The organism is Streptomyces sp. NPDC057302, from assembly GCF_042667685.1.
Lineage (GTDB): Bacteria > Actinomycetota > Actinomycetes > Streptomycetales > Streptomycetaceae > Streptomyces.
The window spans coordinates 62,276-79,282 of sequence record NZ_JBHUZJ010000028.1 but is presented as its reverse complement, the minus strand read 5'-3'; the positions used below and the strand labels follow the sequence as shown (position 1 = coordinate 79,282).

General features: G+C 66.5%; 10 protein-coding genes. 7 read left to right on the top strand and 3 right to left on the bottom strand.

What is annotated here, in order from left to right; translation table 11 throughout:
• Positions 1 to 1,155: 1,155 nt before the first annotated feature.
• Positions 1,156 to 1,632 carry a hypothetical protein gene (locus ACFUPX_RS20905; protein ID WP_383324381.1) on the bottom strand — a complete coding sequence of 159 codons (477 nt, stop codon included), beginning with the start codon at positions 1,630 to 1,632 and terminating at the stop codon, positions 1,156 to 1,158.
• Between the two features lie 337 nt (positions 1,633 to 1,969).
• Here ACFUPX_RS20905 and ACFUPX_RS20900 point away from each other — a divergent pair, with 337 nt between their 5' ends.
• From ACFUPX_RS20900 to ACFUPX_RS20890, 3 genes are read left to right on the top strand one after another with little or no spacing between them, the layout of a single operon-like run.
• Positions 1,970 to 2,482: a hypothetical protein gene (locus ACFUPX_RS20900; protein WP_383324379.1), complete on the top strand. Its 513-nt coding sequence runs from the start codon at positions 1,970 to 1,972 to the stop codon at positions 2,480 to 2,482.
• The gene (locus ACFUPX_RS20895) at positions 2,482 to 4,761 is read left to right on the top strand and encodes a hypothetical protein (protein WP_383324376.1); all 2,280 of its coding nucleotides are present in this window, start codon (positions 2,482 to 2,484) and stop codon (positions 4,759 to 4,761) included. The genes ACFUPX_RS20900 and ACFUPX_RS20895 overlap by 1 nt, the downstream gene beginning before the upstream one ends.
• Before the next feature lie 3 nt (positions 4,762 to 4,764).
• The gene (locus tag ACFUPX_RS20890) at positions 4,765 to 5,406 is read left to right on the top strand and encodes a hypothetical protein (RefSeq protein ID WP_383324373.1); all 642 of its coding nucleotides are present in this window, start codon (positions 4,765 to 4,767) and stop codon (positions 5,404 to 5,406) included.
• A gap of 62 nt (positions 5,407 to 5,468) precedes the next feature.
• On the opposite strand, the gene mycP is transcribed toward ACFUPX_RS20890, so the two are convergent.
• A complete protein-coding gene (mycP, locus tag ACFUPX_RS20885) occupies positions 5,469 to 6,719 on the bottom strand; it encodes a type VII secretion-associated serine protease mycosin (protein ID WP_383324370.1) in 1,251 nt (416 codons plus the stop codon).
• Between the two features lie 9 nt (positions 6,720 to 6,728).
• Complete coding sequence (gene eccB / locus ACFUPX_RS20880; protein WP_383324367.1) at positions 6,729 to 8,261, bottom strand: type VII secretion protein EccB; 1,533 nt, start codon at positions 8,259 to 8,261, stop codon at positions 6,729 to 6,731.
• 186 nt (positions 8,262 to 8,447) lie between these two features.
• On the opposite strand from eccB, the gene eccE reads away from it, so the two are divergent.
• The 4 genes from eccE to ACFUPX_RS20860 all read left to right on the top strand — a co-directional run bounded on the left by eccE (position 8,448) and on the right by ACFUPX_RS20860 (position 17,004).
• Positions 8,448 to 9,770, top strand: a complete 1,323-nt coding sequence (gene eccE, locus ACFUPX_RS20875; RefSeq protein WP_383324364.1) for a type VII secretion protein EccE — start codon at positions 8,448 to 8,450, stop codon at positions 9,768 to 9,770.
• Positions 9,770 to 10,549, top strand: a complete 780-nt coding sequence (locus ACFUPX_RS20870) for a hypothetical protein (RefSeq protein WP_383324361.1) — start codon at positions 9,770 to 9,772, stop codon at positions 10,547 to 10,549. Before eccE ends, ACFUPX_RS20870 begins: the two co-directional genes overlap by 1 nt.
• Before the next feature lie 307 nt (positions 10,550 to 10,856).
• Complete coding sequence (locus ACFUPX_RS20865; protein ID WP_383324358.1) at positions 10,857 to 14,297, top strand: SCO5717 family growth-regulating ATPase; 3,441 nt, start codon at positions 10,857 to 10,859, stop codon at positions 14,295 to 14,297.
• 718 nt (positions 14,298 to 15,015) lie between these two features.
• Positions 15,016 to 17,004, top strand: coding sequence for an ABC transporter substrate-binding protein (locus ACFUPX_RS20860; RefSeq protein WP_383324355.1), 1,989 nt, complete (start codon positions 15,016 to 15,018; stop codon positions 17,002 to 17,004).
• Positions 17,005 to 17,007 lie beyond the last annotated feature (3 nt).

Genomic DNA, 17,007 nt, shown 5'->3' with positions numbered 1-17,007 from the left:
GCTCCGCGCCAGTACCCGGCATGCCGGGACGCGGGCCCGGCATGCCAGTAGGACGTGGTGTGCCTCCGGTGACACTGCGGCCGATCGGCGGCTGCCCAGCGGTCGAAGGGCCACTGATGGCTCTTCCTTGAGCCGTCGGACCTGTACGACCCATCGGGCTCGAAGGGCCACGCCCAGTTCCGGTTGGTCCCGCGGGGCCTGTCATGCCTGTTCGGCCTTGGGCCGGAAGCGACGTCTTCGGCCCTGCTCCGGGAACTGAGGTGCCCGGACCCGCGCGACCGGTCGCAGGCGCACGGGGGCCAAGCCCGAGGGGAGGAACCGGGTCTCCAGCGCCTCCCACCGATCCTGTTGTCGGCGGTGGCGAACCCGGTGCCGGACTGACGGTCTGTGGCGGCAACGTACCGACGCTGTCGATCTCCGTGCCGACAGGCCGCACCGGCGACACGAACGAGTCCGGCGAAGGGAGAGGGGCAGGTTCACGACTGTGGGCCGCCGAAGGTCCGTCTGTGCGCGGCGCACTTCCTGTCCCGGCATCAGGGGCACGATCAGGTATGGCCTGCGCGCCACCGGCGGTAGTGGCTGAAGGCTCCGCTCCCCGCTCCGCACCCGGCCCGAGGCCCGCCTCACTCGGCGTCGGCACCCCCACGTTCGGCATAGCCGAAAACGTAGGCGGATCTTGCCCAGCCATCGAGTGCTGCGACACCTGGTAGAACGACGACAAGCGATTCATCTGGTTGATCGCCTCTTGGCGATGGGTCTCCGCCTTGGCCGCGGCGTCGTACTCCGCATTGCCGTCGACCCTCTTGGGGGTCGGGATGTCCTCGACCATCTTTGGGTCGGCGCGCTGGTCACGAGGCGGCATAGAGCTACGGACGGATGCCAACCCCGCGCCGGCCGAGGCGATCTGGACACTTGCGGTATCGGCAAAGTCGGAGAGTTGATGCGTGTCCTTGACAAGGCTCTTGCCCCACTTGCGGAACGCCTCCCCCGACTCCCCTTCCCAGTCGACTCGATCGATGTGCTCGCCGAGCTCCTTGGCGGCCGCCGCGATCGCGTTGCGCGCCTTCTTGAGAGCCTCTCCTGCGCTCTCCAAGTCGGCGGGCTTCGCTTGTTCGACCAAGTCGATCATGTCGTTCAGACGGTGGCCTTCAAAGCTCACAGCCGCCACCCGGAGTCAGAGCCGTCGTCGTCGTTGCCACGAGGCGAGTCAGGCGTGCCGCTCCGCTCGCGCCCATCCGACAACTGCTTACGGCGCACCTCGGTCTGAACAGCCCAGAAGCGCTGCCGCAGGTCTTCGTCAAGATTGTCGAAGCCAACGTCCGCGCCATGCACCGCAATGCCCATGGCATCGATCTGGTCGCCAAGCATCCTGGAGAGCGAGGTCAGCCGCTCGTGAACTTGGTTGTACTGCGAGTACAGGCCGTCGGCCGCGGGAAACGCACTGCCCTCACCGCTGAAGGAGCCCCGCGAGAGCTTGTACCCCCCGACCTCGCTCGAACCGCCCGCCGACCCCTCGAACTCAGTCAGTAGCGTGTTGACTCGCCGACGAAAGGTCTTCAGCGCCTCTAGCCCCCGCTTGAGGTCGGCGTCCGATGACGGCGCCGTCCCCCCGCGCCCCTCTGTAGCAAGCACGATGCCTACCCTCCCCGTTACCTGCCTGCCCCGACCGCTTCACGATCGCGGTGGCTAGGTGGTCACTTATCGCGCCCGCGTCACTCTAGTCACACTCAGCGTGACAGCCAACTGGTCTTTGCATTCGACCAGTTGCGAATCGGCCAGTGGACGGAGCCTCAGGGGATACCAAATCCAGTCACAAGCCGTGACTCGGCACATCGGCAAGTCCGCTACCGGCCAACGGGGGTCGAGGCGCTGCCGCACAACACTTCGCGAGGGCAGGGGCGTTGTTAGGTTGAGCCTGAGCGGTGTCATCCGTCGGGGGTGGCAGAGCTGACGGGGGAAGGATGCGCCCATGGCGTGGGATGAGTGGGAACAGCTGAAGTCTCAGGCGTCGGAGCGTCAACCGGCGCAGATGCAACTGAATCAGACAGATCCCGGCATGGGCGGTGGCCCCACCGCGAGTCCCGGCTCCTACGGTGACTTGCGGGTCAGCGAGGCTGGGCTGTCCAAGATCGGCGAGCACGCACACGGCCTGTTCGAACGCCTCTGGGACGAGGCGCGATTGGCAGTGCCGAGTACCGACAAGGCCGCAGGGAACCTAGCCACACAGGGCTTCGCGCTAGGCGGCGCCCTGCAACACGTGTCCACCCGGTGGGATGAGCAACTCAAGTCTCTACGAGACGCCTGCGGGCACATCTCCAACCATATGCGGGTGACCAAGAAGCTGCATGCGGGCGACGAGGACTACATTCACCGCCAGATGAGCAGCATCGACACTCTCGACGCAGGCTTCAACGAGCGAGTAGGCAAGCCCGGTGAACCAAACCCGGTGTACGGAGAGCCGAGCAAGAAGAAGGACAACTGATGGACCTCGAAGCACTCCGTTCTGCCAACTTCTCACCGCTCGACGAAGCCATCACGGACTGGACGAAGATGGTCGACAACCTCGATCGTATGGAGAAGGCAGCCGGGAAGGGACTCAAAGCCGCCGCCAACAAGGCAAACTGGGCGGGAGTGAACGCCACCGTTTCCAAGGAGTTCATCGGTAAGACGGCCGAGGAATTCAGCGACGCGCACCTTCAAGCGAAGTCCATCCGCGACATTCTCAGTGACACCCGAGACGAACTCAAGGACTACCAGCGGAAGCTGAAGACGGCCATCAGGAATGGTCTGGAGAAGGACCTGAAGGTCACTACATCCGGCAGCGGGTTCACCGTTAGGGCGGACAGTCACCGCGACGGCGCTGCGAAGGGGGCGAAGGCCCCCGAGCCCAGCGAGGGCGACGTCACTGCCTTGCGTGATGAGATCCAGGAGATCTTGAACAAAGCCACCGAGAGCGACAGCACAGCCAGTACGGTCCTGCAGGCCATTGCAGATCAGAGCGCGGTCGGCTTCTCCGGGGTTGACTACAGCGACAGGGATGAAGCAGCCGCCGCCATCAAGAAGGCTGATGAACTCTCCAAGTTGGCCAAGAAGGACCCGGCAGATCTCAGCACAGCTGAATTCGACAGGTTGAACGCCGGCTTCAAGAAGTTCGCGGACGACGAGCTTTTCTCACAGCGGTTCGCTACCAATCTTGGCGCGAAGGGGACGTTGGAGTTTTGGGCCGGGATCAATGACCCGAACGCAAACCCCGAGTTGAATCACGCTAGGCATGAAAAGTTCGACGACCTCCAGAAGAACCTCAGCCTCACCCTTGCCACCGCTACCCAGAGCGACGCAATTGGCATGACGGAATGGACAAGCAGGATGGTCGACCTCGGCAGCCAGCCCGTGAAGGGAGGCGGCGGCCCCCTCGGATTCCAAGTAATGAGCAATCTGATGCGGTGGGGAGACTACGACGACCAGTTTCTTCACAAATACGGCACGCAGCTTATGGAGACCGAGAAGAAAATTACGGGAAACGGTGAAGTCGGGGCGTGGCAGCGGACATCCTCCGATCCCCACCTCAATCGTACGGGAAGTGACTCCGGATGGGATCCGATGACTGGATTCATGAAGGGGCTTTCGAACAACCCTGCCGCAGCCACGGACTTCTTCAACGATAGGTTCATTTCGAAGAACGACGAAAATAATCCCTTTGACGGGAAGAACAAATCCAACTTTCAGTATCTGTTCGAGGAACGCGAGTGGCCCAGCGAATCCAACTCAGACGGAGAGTCCAGCAACACTGGGCGCAATAATATGGCGTTGGCTCTTGAAGCTGCGACCACCGGGCATCCAGCTGGCGAAATGCCTACCAAGGACACGCCTGCCCATAGTCCCCAACAGGCAAAGTTGACGGAAGATCTCATCACATCGATTTCTAAGAAGCCTGAATACCTCACCGAGCACAGCTACATGTCCGACAGCATGGGGCAAATTGCGGCCGAGTATATGCCTGATATTCACAGAGGGCTGCATCCTGGCAGGGTGAACGAGGATCAGCTGTTCCCCATCGCAGGATCTGCCGCTACTCTCGGCGAACACGACACCACCCGCTTCCTCTATACCGTGGGACGAAACCCAGAAGGATATGCCGCCGTCAATCTGGGGCAGCACAGCTACACGACATCCCTGATGGAATATCATTTTCGGAACCCCGAAGCCTACATCCATGACCCCTCGTTTCCTGAGAGCGAGAACCTGAAGAAGGGCATTGAAGACATTGCCAGGGTCGCCGGAGAGGTCGAGGGAACAATCGGTGCGGGTCGCGCGTACGAGGGAGAACAGGAAGGCGGAGCAAAGGACGACGCCTATAACACCGCACTGAAGCATGCAAGCACCTGGGGAGGAACTGCCGTAGGGATCGGAATTGGCCTGGGTACTGCTCCAATGATTGGGCCCGGCGGCATCGTAGTTGGGGGCGTGGCAGGCACTGCCGCCAACGAGATCATTGCAGCCATCACTGACGGGTCTATGAAAGACGACGCCGGCGATGTGATCTACAGTAACGGTAAAGAAGTGGAAGGTACTAAAGAGTCCACGTACCAACTTGTCGAGAAGGCGGCAGAAAAGGCGGGAGAAAGCGCGGAGAACAAGTCACCACATATCATTTCAGCTGTAGCTACTGCAGCTGAATCAGGATTCAACAACGCCAAGACGAATGTGGTGGACGCGTTTGATGGCCAAGGCGTCCCACGGCAGCTGGACAAGGAAAGCTGATAGGTGTTCGTAATGCAGAAGAGGGTCCTTGCCCCCGTCGCGACACTCACCGGAGTTGTCCTGTTCGCCGCCGCGACCTATCTGCTCAAACTTCCACCCTTCGAGGTGCAGCAGGAAACCATTAAGTCTAAAGACGTATGCGAGTCACTTGGACCCTCAGCATCGGCGGCGTCCGCGCTCAGGCAGGTACTGCCGTCGGAAGCCAATTATTCCTTCCGGGACACGCCTGGGACACGAGTAGGCGACAACGATGACAGCTACACATCCTCCTGTTTCGTGAGCGGCGAAGAAAAAATCATTCTCAGCGTTCGAACAGAAATGATGCTTGCGGAGCCCTCAAAGGACTGGATCGAAAGTACAGTCCTGGATGGGCGTGGCAGTAGCCGGAAACTTGAGCCCTTCGTGGCCGACGGGACAGGCGTGGCTTCACCACGACTTGCCGCTGTCCTGGTTCCGTGCACGTCCGCAGGAAGAATTCCGGGTGGGAGCTACAGTCTCAGCGTGCTCGTTGACTTGAAAGAAAGTGGGGAGTCCAGCGAGACGAAGGCACAAAAGAGCCTCACCCGATTGGCACTCAGTTCGGCGAAATTCGCCCACGAGAAGGCCCGGTGCGATCTCCCGGCTAAACTTCCCGATGCCCCTTGAAGTAAGAAGGCTGATCGACAGCGGCTCCCCTCACGCACGATGAGCCCGCGCCGCGTCGCTCCTCATCCTCCAAGCGGTCGCCTACGCCGCCGCCGATCCCGCAAAGCAACCCCCGCCCCACCAAGCCCCGCCACCACAACCGCCGCCCCCACCGCCACGTACGTAGCGATCCGAGCCGTGCGCTCCTCCGTCGTCTCTCCGAGGTGTAGTTCAGCGGGTGTTGGGGCCTTCGCTCGGGTGATGCCCTCCTCTGCTGTGGGGGTCTCGATCGGGTGGTCGTCCTCCGTCAGGGCTCTGACCGGGTCCACCACTCCCCAGCCGACCAAGCGGTCGTGGTTCGCCACCGAGCGTTCCGCTGTCTGTTTGATCTGGGCCGTGATCTGGCGCGGCGTCCAGTTGCGGTGCTTGGACTTGATCAAGGCCGCCACGCCCGCCACGTACGGGGCCGAGAAGCTTGTGCCGTTGTCCGAGCAGTGGCCCCCGAGGGGGACGGTGGAGATCATGTCCACGCCCGGGGCAGCTACGCCCACGAACTTGCCCGACTGGGAGAACGCGGCCCGTTCGTTGTTGCGGTCCGACGCAGCTACCGCCAACACGCCCTCGTAGGAGGCCGGATAGGTCCGCTTGTCGTTGCCGCCCAGGCCGTCGTTGCCGGCGGAGGCCACGATCACCTTGCCGCCCGTCAGCGCCCTGTCCACCGCCCGTTTCAGGACCGAGTCCGGCTTCACGGCGTTGGCCGTGTCCTGCGAGATGTTGATGATGTCCGCGCCTGCGGCGACCGCGTAGTCGATTGCCGTCGCGAGAGACTTGGTGTCGCCGTGGCCCTCCGCGTCGTTCTGCTGGATGGGGATCAGCGTCGCGTCGGGGGCCAGGCCCACGAAGCCGGTGCCCTTGACCGGGCGGGCCGCGATGATGCCCGCCACGCGCGTGCCGTGGCCGACGGTGTCCGTCGTGCCCTTCTCGTTGCCACGCTTGAGCTTGTTGCCGTTGTCGTCCTTGAGGTTCTTGGGGAGCAGGTTGCGGCCCTTTGACACGTCCACCGCGCTCTTCAGCTGCGGGTGCTTGACGTCCACTCCCGTGTCGATCACCGCCACCCGTACGCCCTTTCCGGTGGACTGGCGCCACAACTCGTCCAGGAGGACCCGTTGCAGCGCCCAGGGGCGGCCCGCGTATTTCTTGCCCCCGAAGGTGCACTGGTCGCCTGCCGCGGCCACGGTGGGTGCGGCGAGAACTGTTGTCGTCGCGATCACCGTCAGGGTCGCCGCCACAGCTGCCGCAACGTGCAGTTGTCGTTGTTCGCGCGCCACCGTCATCCCTCCGGCCTAGGAGCCCTGCGGCTGGCGTGCCGCCGAGGTCGAGAGTCGCGGGCCCGTGGGGAGGAACTTGGACCATGGGGCCGGGACTGGCGTCACGTCCGTATTCGCGTAGCCCAGGCGGGTCTGGGCCTGTTGCGCCTCTTCCTGCTGCTGCTTGCGCTGCTTGGGTGTGGTGCCGATGCCCGCGTCGTCCGTCGCGCTGTCGCTGTTGGACTGCATCGCGTAGCGAAGGCCCGTGTCCGTCGCCAGGAAGACACCGCCTGCCTTCGTCTCCGAGCCCGTGAACTGCCGGTAGAGCAGGCCCGATCCGGCCGTGACGTACGCGCTGGACGAGCCCGTCGGGAGAGTGGCGGGGAAGTCCGTGCCCGCCCATGTGCTGAGCGTGGTGTGGCCGCCGTCGCCGTCAACCTTGCGCAGGACGTTGCAGACGGTGTTGCGGCTTCCTGCGTCCCCGGAAGCTTCATTGGCGGTGACCGGAGCGCGGCTCGGCCACTTGTATGACTCGTCGAACCACTTGAGATCAGGGGTGAAGGCGCCGGTGCTCAGGCCGAGGGCGTCGCCTCGCTGGCCCAGGGCGTCCGAGTCGTCGCTGCTGAGGAGCAGTTTCGCGGTGAAGTCGGAGACCGGGGCGACTCGACCGGGCTCAACTACGTAGTGCTGTGTTCCCGCCCCGTCGGACGCCTGGAGGACCATGCCGACCCTGTTCGCCCGCCGGTCTTGGAGGCTCTCCACGTTCGCGGGGGCTCCGGGAACGCCCTTCACCTTCGGGTAGGTGATCGGATCGCCGTGGTGCAGCGTGTCCAGCCACTCCTTGGACACCCTCTGCGGTTCGCGGCCGGATCCCACGATCGTGCGCAGAAGGACTTCGAGATCGTTCTTCTCCGCGATCCGGTACGCCCTGCCCCACGCATCGACCACGTAGCGGACCTTGTCGGGGCCGACGACGTACAACAGCTCGCCGTCGCGCAGCCGTTCGCTGCCCTCGGTCTTCTTCTGGTCGCGCTCCGCCAGGATGAACGCGGCCTTCTGGATGGCTTTGCCGCCCTCGACCGGGCGCTCGCAGACCGCCCAGCGCTTGGCGGAGCCCGCCTCGGCCTCCGAGGGCAGACGGTCGGGGGCGTACGGGATGCCGATGGTGGCGCCGTGCGGGATCTTGCCTTTGTCGAGGACCGACTCGTCGACGTTGATGACGTCGCCCTTGTCGGCGTCGAGGAGGAGCTTCGCCGAGGCCATGTTGAGCACCGGGTGGAGTTGGCGCTTGCCGTCCGTCTTCAGGACCACGTATCGCGTCGTGGACTTGCTCGCGATGATCACGTGCTCCTTGGGCTCGTCCCAGCCGGGCTTGGCCGCCGGTTTGAACATGCCCCACGCGCCGAAGACGGCCAGGACGATCACTCCGACGATGATGCCGGGGACTACGCCACGCAGCGGGCGCGGTGCGCCTTCCTCCGAACCCGATGGTGACGGCCGGATGAAGGACGCCAGGGTGCGGCGCTTCGCGAAGGTGTAGGCGTTGAGTTCGTCCCGCCGTGATGCCATGAGTGTCTGCTTCTCCCCCGTGCAGCGCCGGGGGCGCGCGACCCCCACCCTCCGTTGTCAGACCCGGCCCCTACTATGCCTGTTGAGTAATCGCGCGTGTGGGGTGGGTAAGGTTCCCGGGCACTCCTGGGGTGCATGTGCCTTGACCGCCAGGGGGATTCGGGAGATTTACGGGGGGTTGGACTGATGGCTTCCGCAGCGCGGGCCGGGGCTCGGGGACCATCGGGGTCGGGGCCTCAAGGGCCGGCAGGACCCGTTGGGCCCGGCGCGTTGCCGCCCCGCGGGCCCATCACCCTCCATCTCCGGGCGCGTTCGGCGCAGTTCGGATCATTTCGCTTGCAACGACTCGTGCTGATCGAGGTCGCGGTCGCCCTGCTCCTGGCCGCGTGGGTGGTAGACCCACTGGCCGTCGTGCCGACTGCCGTCGTCGCCGTTGTGCTGGTCCTGCTCGCCGTCGTACGCCGTCGTGGCCGCGCATGGCACGAATGGCTGGGCACCGCGCAGGCGCTGCGAGCCCGTAAGCGCCGGGCAGCGAGTACGCCGATACCACCCGGTACGGAGCCCGCGTTCGCGCCGGCCGTCGAGTGCGACCCCGCCCTGCGTACGTACGCCTACGGGGACCGGGACCGGCGGCAGGTCGGCATGGTCGGGGACGGGACCTTCGTCACCGCCGTGCTCCAGGTCGAGTCGGACGCCACCGCGCTACGGGCCGATCGCGGGCGGCATCCTCTGCCGGTGGGGCTCGTGCGGGACGCCTTGGAGGTGGACGGGATCCGGCTCGAGTCGGCGCAGATCGTGCAGCACACCCAGCCCGCTCCCGCGCTGCATCTCCCGCAACAGTCCGTGGCCGTCAGCAACTACGCGCCCCTGCAGGCTCAGACCGGTGCACCCGCCGTACGGATTACGTGGGTTGCCCTGAAGCTTGACCCTGAGCTCTGCCCCGAGGCCGTCGCGGCACGTGGGGGTGGGCTCGTCGGAGCTCAGAAGTGTGTGGTGCGGACCATGGACCAGCTGGCGAGTCGGCTGACGGGGGCTGGCTTCCGGGCCACGGCGCTGACCGAGGAGCAGTTGGGTGCCGCGATCGCGACTTCGGCGGGCGCCAATCCGCTGGTCACCGCTGAGGCCGGGCGGACCGAGCTGCCGGAGCGCAGGACGGAGGAGTCCACGCGCGCGTGGCGCTGCGACAACCGCCGTCACACGACCTACTGGGTGCGGCGATGGCCGCAGTTGGGGAACGCGGGTGGTCCATCGCTGCCCCAGCTCGTCGCACTGCTGACTGCTGTCCCGACGCTGGCCACGACGTTCAGCCTCACCCTGCGCCAGGGCGAGCGACAGGAGGTTTCGCTATGCGGGCATGTGCGGGTGACCGGGCGCAGTGAGGCCGAACTCGACGCGGGTCGACGTGCGTTGGAGCGGGGCGCCCGGCAGGTCGGCACGGGGCTGGTCCGGCTCGATCGCGAGCAGCTGCCTGGGATGCTCGCCACTCTGCCTCTCGGGGGTGCGCGCTGATGAGCGTCACTCCGGCCACACCGACAACGCCGACAACGCCGTCCGCGGCGCCCGCGCCGGGCGGGGGGCTCCGTACGGCGCTGCGCAGTGGGTTTGGGCTGCTCGGCCCGCGGCACGGGCGCCACGCACTCTCCGCCGAGCAGATTGACGCACTCGCGCTGCCCATCGGGGACGACGGGGTCGTGATCGGCGTGGACGCCCAGGGACAGCCCTCGGTTCTCGGCGTCAACCGGCCTACGCCGTACGACGTGCTGGTCATCGGCGGATTGTGGACAGCGCAAGTGATCGCGTTGCGGACCGCCGCAACGGGAGCTCGGGTAGCCGTGGAGACCGGGCGGCCGGCGGCCTGGGCACAGCTCGTGGAAGCCCTGGGCGTCGGACCGAGCGGGATGTCGGTGCATGAGGTGGGGCGGGTGCCCCCGCAGGGCGCGTCGGCGGGCAGCCCGGTGCTCGTGGTGCGGGACTGCGGAATGCGGCCGCCCCGGGGACGGGTGGTCTCCGGGCCCTGGCAATCGGTGCTGACGCTGCTGCCCTACTTGAGTCCGGTCGCGCCTCGGCTGATTCGGCAGGCCCGGCTCGTCGGTGTGCAGCGGGTCTCGCCGGATGAGGCTGCTCAGATCGGGCGGTTCGTGGGGCTGCCGCGCGGTGACGTCGAGGCTCTGCCGACGCTTGCCGACGGGGTGACGTTGTGGTGTGCCGATCGTGACCGGCAGTACGTGATGACGCAGGCCACGGACGCCGAGACCGGATTGTTGGGTACGGCGCGGAGGATGGATTGAGCGGCCGGTTGATGTCGGTTGACCGGTCGAATTGGGGCGCATTTCGCGCCTGTTGGTTGATTTGTCCGTCACTGTTTCGGATACGGGGATCACTCACGCGGGAAGCGTGATGGAAAGGACAGCATTCGTGGGGTGGGCTGCCCTGCCGTGCTGGTGCTTTTGGTGATTACCCTGGGACTGGGCGCGACGCCAGAACCCGCGAGTGGGTCGTTCGCGTCCCAACGGGGAGAGCCAAGGCGGATCGGACGACAGGAACGGTCGCCCCCCACCACGGCACGCAGGGTGCTCGACCACATCAGGAGGCATTGTGAACAGCGATCGGGACGAGATCCGCGGGGGCTGGGACACACCCGTCGATGATCAGTCCGACGCGGAGTCCGCTGCCGAGACGACGGGCGAGTTCACCATCGACTACGCGCCGCCTGCCTGGTATACGCAGAATGCGTCCGGCAGTGCGGGGGAAACTCCTTCGGCTTCGCCTGCGACGCCCGCGCCGCCTGCGTCACCCGCGCCGCCCGCGCCATTCGCTCCGTATGCGTCGCCCTCCTCCCCTGCTTCTTCCCCGGTTGCCTCACCTTCGGCTTCGGCCGAGCCTGTCGAGCCTCCGGCTCCGCCGGTCGGGCCGCCCACTGCTGTGCCGAAGCTGCCTGTTGGGAGTGGGTTCAAGCCACAGGCGGATTGGGCTGCGCCTCTTGCTCCTGTTGCGCCTTCGCCTGCTTCTCCTTCGCCTGCTTCTCCTTCGCCTGCTTCTCCTTCGCCTGTTGATTCCTCTCCGGCTGCTCCTTCTCCGGAGCCTGTTTCGCATCCGGTTTCTGACTCCTCTCCGGAGCCTGCTTCTGCTGCGGAGCCCGTTTCTTCGCCGGCTCCGGCTCCGGCTGCTTCCGAGGGTGGGTCGCCTTCGGGGGGTGCTGCCGACTGGAGTGGGGCCGTTGCTGGTGTTGCCTCCTCTGTGCATGTGACTGGGGTTGTTCCTAAGCCTGAGGTTGCGGTGGCGCCTGAGGTGGAGCCCGAGGCTGAGGCGGAGGCGGAGCCTGTGTCGTCGGCTTCTGCTGTCGTCGAGCCCCTTGCCGAGGACAGTGGCGATCTTGAGAGTGGCGCCACCATGCGGTTCTCCGCCGGGGCCCTGAAGCGGGAGATCGAGGAGCGGGCTGCCGCTGAGGCTCCGCAGGTCGACGACGATGCCGAAGAGGTTGGTTCTGGTTCCTCCGAGTCCTCGGGCCCGGAGGAGTCGGATGCGTTGGACGACTCGGATGATTCTGATGAGCTGGACAGCCGTGGTGACGGTGCGTCCTCTGTTGCGTCTGGCGAAGAGGATGAATCCGACGAGGACGAGGGGGTTTCTGACGACGCCGGTCCTCGGGACTTCGTGCCTGCCGAGGGCGTAGAGCCCGTTGATGAGGTGCAGGACTCTGTACCGCCCTCCTGGACTCCCCCGCCTGCGCCGAACGGTGGGCTTCCGCCGTTGCCGCCCGCCTTCCAGCCCGCCGCGCCTACCTCCGCGCCGCAGTGGCCCGTGCCCGGTCAGGCCTCGACGCCGCCGCCCGTTGCCGCCGAGCCTGTGCAGCCGCCGGTGCCGCAGCAGCCAGTTCCGCAGCAGGCTGAGCCCACGCCTGCGCCCGCGCCTGCGCCTGTTCAGCCGCAGGCTCCTCAGGCCGCGCCTCCCGCCTGGCCCTCGCCTACCGGGCCCGTGGCTCCCTCGCCGGTCGCGCCCGCGCCCGCGCCGCCGGTTGCCGATACTCCGGCGCCTCCGGCTGGGTACGGCTTCCCGCAGGCCAGTGCTCCGGCTCCGGCTCCGGCTCCGGCTCCGGCTCCGGCTCCTGTGATGCCTGCGCCTGCCCCTGCTTCCGAAACTTCCGCTCCGCCTGCCGGGTATGGGTTCCCGCAGGGCGGCCCGGCGCCTGCCGCCCCTTCGCCGCAAGGCAGTTACGGGTTCCCGCAGCAGGGTGGTGCTCCCATGCCGCCGAGTGGTTATGGGTTTCCCCAGCAGGGTGCTCCCGCTCCGGTTACCAATCCCAACGCCCCTGCGCCTCAGGGAAGTTACGGGTTTCCACAGCCGCCCGCGCCTCAGGCTCAGCAGCCGCAGCCGCCTGCTCCCGTGCAGCCTCAGCCGCTGCCGCAGCAACCGCTTCCGGCTCAGCAGCCGCCCCACGCTCAGCCTCAGCCCCAGGCGCAGCCCCCGGCTCAGCCTCAGCCGCCCATCGATCCGCGTACCGGTGCCGCCTGGCCGCAGGCCGTGCAGCATGATCAGCGGGAGCGGACCAATCCGGGGGCCCCGCTCGGTTATACCGCCGCCGTCGAGCTTTCCTCCGATCGGTTGCTGCGTAACACCAAGCCGAAGGCCAAGAGCAGTCGGCCCGCTGCCGGCGGGTCACGGTTCAAGCTCGGCGGCAAGAAGGAAGAGGCCGAGCGGCAGCGGAAGTTGGAGCTGATCCGGACTCCGGTTCTGTCCTGCTATCGCATCGCCGTCATCAGCCTCAAGGGTGGCGTCGGCAAGACCACGACCACCACCGCGCTCGGGTCGACGCTCGCCACCGAGCGGCAGGACAAGATCCTTGCCATCGACGCCAACCCCGATGCCGGTACGCTCGGGCGCCGCGTGCGCCGCGAGACCGGGGCCACCATCCGTGACCTCGTGCAGGCGATCCCGTACCTCAACTCGTACATGGATATCCGGCGGTTCACCTCGCAGGCCGCGTCCGGGCTCGAGATCATCGCCAATGACGTCGATCCGGCCGTGTCGACCACCTTCAACGACGAGGACTACCGGCGCGCGATCGACGTACTGGGGAAGCAGTATCCGATCATCCTGACCGACTCCGGTACGGGGCTGCTCTACAGCGCCATGCGGGGTGTGCTCGATCTCGCCGATCAGTTGATCATTATTTCGACGCCGTCCGTGGACGGGGCGAGCAGTGCGTCGACGACGTTGGACTGGTTGTCCGCGCATGGGTACGCCGACCTCGTGTCGCGGTCCCTCACCGTCATCTCGGGAGTGCGGGAGACCGGGAAGATGATCAAGGTGGACGACATCGTGTCGCACTTCGAGACGCGGTGCCGGGGTGTGGTCGTCATTCCGTTTGATGAGCATCTCGCTGCTGGCGCCGAGGTTGATCTCGACATGATGCGGCCGAAGGTGCGGGAGGCGTACTTCAATCTTTCGGCGATGGTTGCCGAGGACTTCGTGCGGGCTCAGCAGCAGCAGGGGTTGTGGACTTCCGATGGGAATCCGCCTCCGGTGGTGGCTCCTCCCCTGCCGGGGCAGGGGGGTTATCCCGGGCAGCAGGGGGTTGCGCCTGGGCCTGGGCAGCAGGGTCCTGGGCAGCAGGGGCCCGTCCCTGGGCAGCAGCCGTACGGTGCGCAGGTGCCTTATCCGGGGCAGCAGGCGCAGCCTGGGCAGGTGGCCTATCCGGGGCAGGGGGCGCAGCCTGGGCAGGTGCCGCACCCTGGGCAGGTGCCGCAGCCGTACGCTCCTCAGCAGCAGCCTCCGCAGCAGCAGGCGCAGGCCGGTGGGCCGCAGCCTTACCCCCAGCAGCCGGGGGGTCCGCAGGGGTGGCAGAACGCCGCGCCTCCGCAGCAGGTGCCGGCGGCGCCTGGGCAGCCGTTCCAGGCGCCTGCGCCTCAGGGGGAGCCTCAGCCTCAGGGTGGGCAGGTTTCGCCGCCGCCCGTTCAGCCCGGGCAGCCGTTCCAGCCGGGTGCGCCTTATCAGCCGCAGCCCCAGCCTCCGGCGCCGGAGGCGCCCCAGCAGTAGCCTTCGCCTGTCTCAACTGGGCCCGCACCAGCTTCTGGTGTGGGCCCAGTGCGTTTCCCATGCGTCCCGCAGTAGCCGCTGACGAACAGGCTTTCCCACCCACCCACCCACCCGATTACCCCGCAGCCTTGGTCAAGCACCGAAGGGACCAGGGTGGGATGGGTAAAGGCGCCGCTCACCAAGGGACCAGGGCGGGAGGGGTGGGCAAAGGCGCCGCTCACCAAGAGGGCAGGCGGGCGAAGGAGGGGGGCGGGCGAAGCGGGCGGGCCGGCGGGCGAGTGAAGGAGGCGGGCGGGCGAAGCGGACGGGCGAAGGAAGCCGGCGGGCGAACGAAGCGGGCGGGCCGGCGGGCGAGTGAAGGAGGCGGGCGGGCGAACGAAGCGGACGGGCGAAGGAAGCCGGCGGGCGAACGACGGACGGGTGAAGGAGGCGGGCGGCGAACGAAGCGGGTGGGGTAGCCGCCGCCCCCAGCACCCCCCCACCCCAGAACTCCCCCACCAGCCCCTCCCCCCACCATCACCCCCCGACCAGCCACGCTTCACAGGTCTTGACCAATGCGGATGAAAAACGGGTCAACTCGTTATTTCCGCAGGCCACATGGGGTTCACCTGCCGTTGACTGGCGCAGACTGGCGCTGGTAGACACACACATCAACCAGCTGGCGTTCCTTGATCAACTAGCCATCTCTGCGCGAGCGATGACGCGAGGTCACCGACCCATGGATACACAAGATCAGCACGGCAGAACACGGTCCCCCCGGTCGCCCCGGTCCCCCCGGCCCTCCCGGTTCGCCGGGTCCCTCCAGTTCGCCCGGTTCACCCGGTTCACCCGGTTCGCCCGGTCCCACCCCGCCACTCCCCACACCGAGGGCCCCCCGAAGGCACCACCACGCCTCCGTCTCCTCCTGGCGGCCGGAGCCGGCGCCCTCGCTCTGACCGCGGGGCTCGCCTCTCCCCTCAATCCGGCCCCGGATCAGGCCGAGGCCAAGGCGGACGGCAAGGACACCCTCACCGTCGCGGTGGCCCAGAGCGTCGACTCGCTCAGCCCCTTCCTCGCCCAGCGGCTGCTCAGCACCAGCATCCACCGCCTGACGTACGAGTACCTGACGAACTACGACGCCAAGGACAACCACGCGATCCCCGGCTTCGCCACCAAGTGGGAGCCCTCCGCCGACAAGCTGACCTGGACGTACACCATCCGGGACGACTCCAAGTGGTCGGACGGCAAGAAGGCCACCGCCGAGGACGCCTCCTGGACGTTCAACAAGCTGATGTCCAAGGAAGGCACCGCCACCTCCAACTCCGGCTTCGTCTCCAACTTCAAGAAGGTGACCGCCCCCAGCCCCACCGAGCTGGTCATCGAGCTGAAGAAGCCGCAGGCCACCATGGCCGCCCTCGACGTGCCGATCGTCCCGAAGCACGTGTGGGAGAAGGTCGGTGACATCAGCAAGTACAACAACGACAAGTCCTTCCCCATGGTGGGTAACGGGCCCTTCATCCTCGACGACTACAAGACCGACCAGTACGTGAAGCTGAAGGCCAACAAGAACTTCTGGCGGGGTGCGCCCAAGTTCGACGAGCTGGTCTTCAAGACGTACAAGGACCAGGATGCGGCCGTCGCAGCGCTCAAGAAGGGCGAGGTCTCCTTCGTGGCCGGGCAGCCCGCCCTCACGCCGGCGCAGGCCAACGAGCTCAAGGGCACCGACAACGTCAAGGTCAACGAAGGGCCCGGTCGGCGCTTCTTCGCGCTCGCCACCAACCCCGGCGCCCAGACCCGCGACCGCAAGAAGTTCGGTGACGGGAACAAGGCCCTCCTGGACAAGAAGGTGCGTCAGGCGCTCTTCCTCTCCGTGGACCGTGAGGCGCTGGTCGACAAGGTCTTCCAGGGGCAGGCCGTCGAGGGCGAGGGATACATTCCGCCTCGCTTCTCCGAGTACGCCTGGAAGCCCTCCGCCGACCAGAAGCTGTCGTACGACCCCAAGAAGGCGGCCCAACTCCTGGACGAGGCCGGCTACAAGAAGAACGGCGACGGCAAGCGCGTCGGCAAGGACGGCAAGCCGCTCGACTTCCGCATCCTGTGTCACGCCACGGACCCGAACGACAAGGCCGTCGGGAAGTATCTGAAGGAGTGGTGGGGGGATCTCGGGATCGGGCTCAAGGTCAACTGTCTTGATGACGTGTCCGTGCCCTGGTACGCGGGTGAGTACGACCTCGCCTTCGACGGCTGGTCGGTCAACCCCGACCCGGACTTCGTCCTCGGCATCCACGCCTGCAACGCGCTTCCGGTGAAGGCCAAGGAGAGCGCGGCGACGGACAACTTCATCTGCGACAAGAAGTACGACGAGCTCTACAACAAGCAGCTGGCCGAGTACGACCCGGCCAAGCGCGCCGAGACCGTCAAGGAAATGCAGTCCTGGCTCTACGACTCCGGGTACATGAACATCCTGGCGTACCCGAACGCCGTCGAGGCCTACCGCACCGACCAGATCAAGTCCATCACCACCATGCCGACGGCCGCGGGCAACATCTACGGCCAGGACGGTTACTGGTCCTGGTGGTCAGCGGTGCCCGCGGATGGGAAGAGTTCCTCCAAGGATGGAAGCTCGACCGGTGTCATCATCGGTATCGCCGCCGCCGCGGTGGTGCTCGTCGGCGGTGGAGTCCTGTTCGCCCTGCGCCGCCGTTCGACCGCAGAGGACCGCGAGTAACGC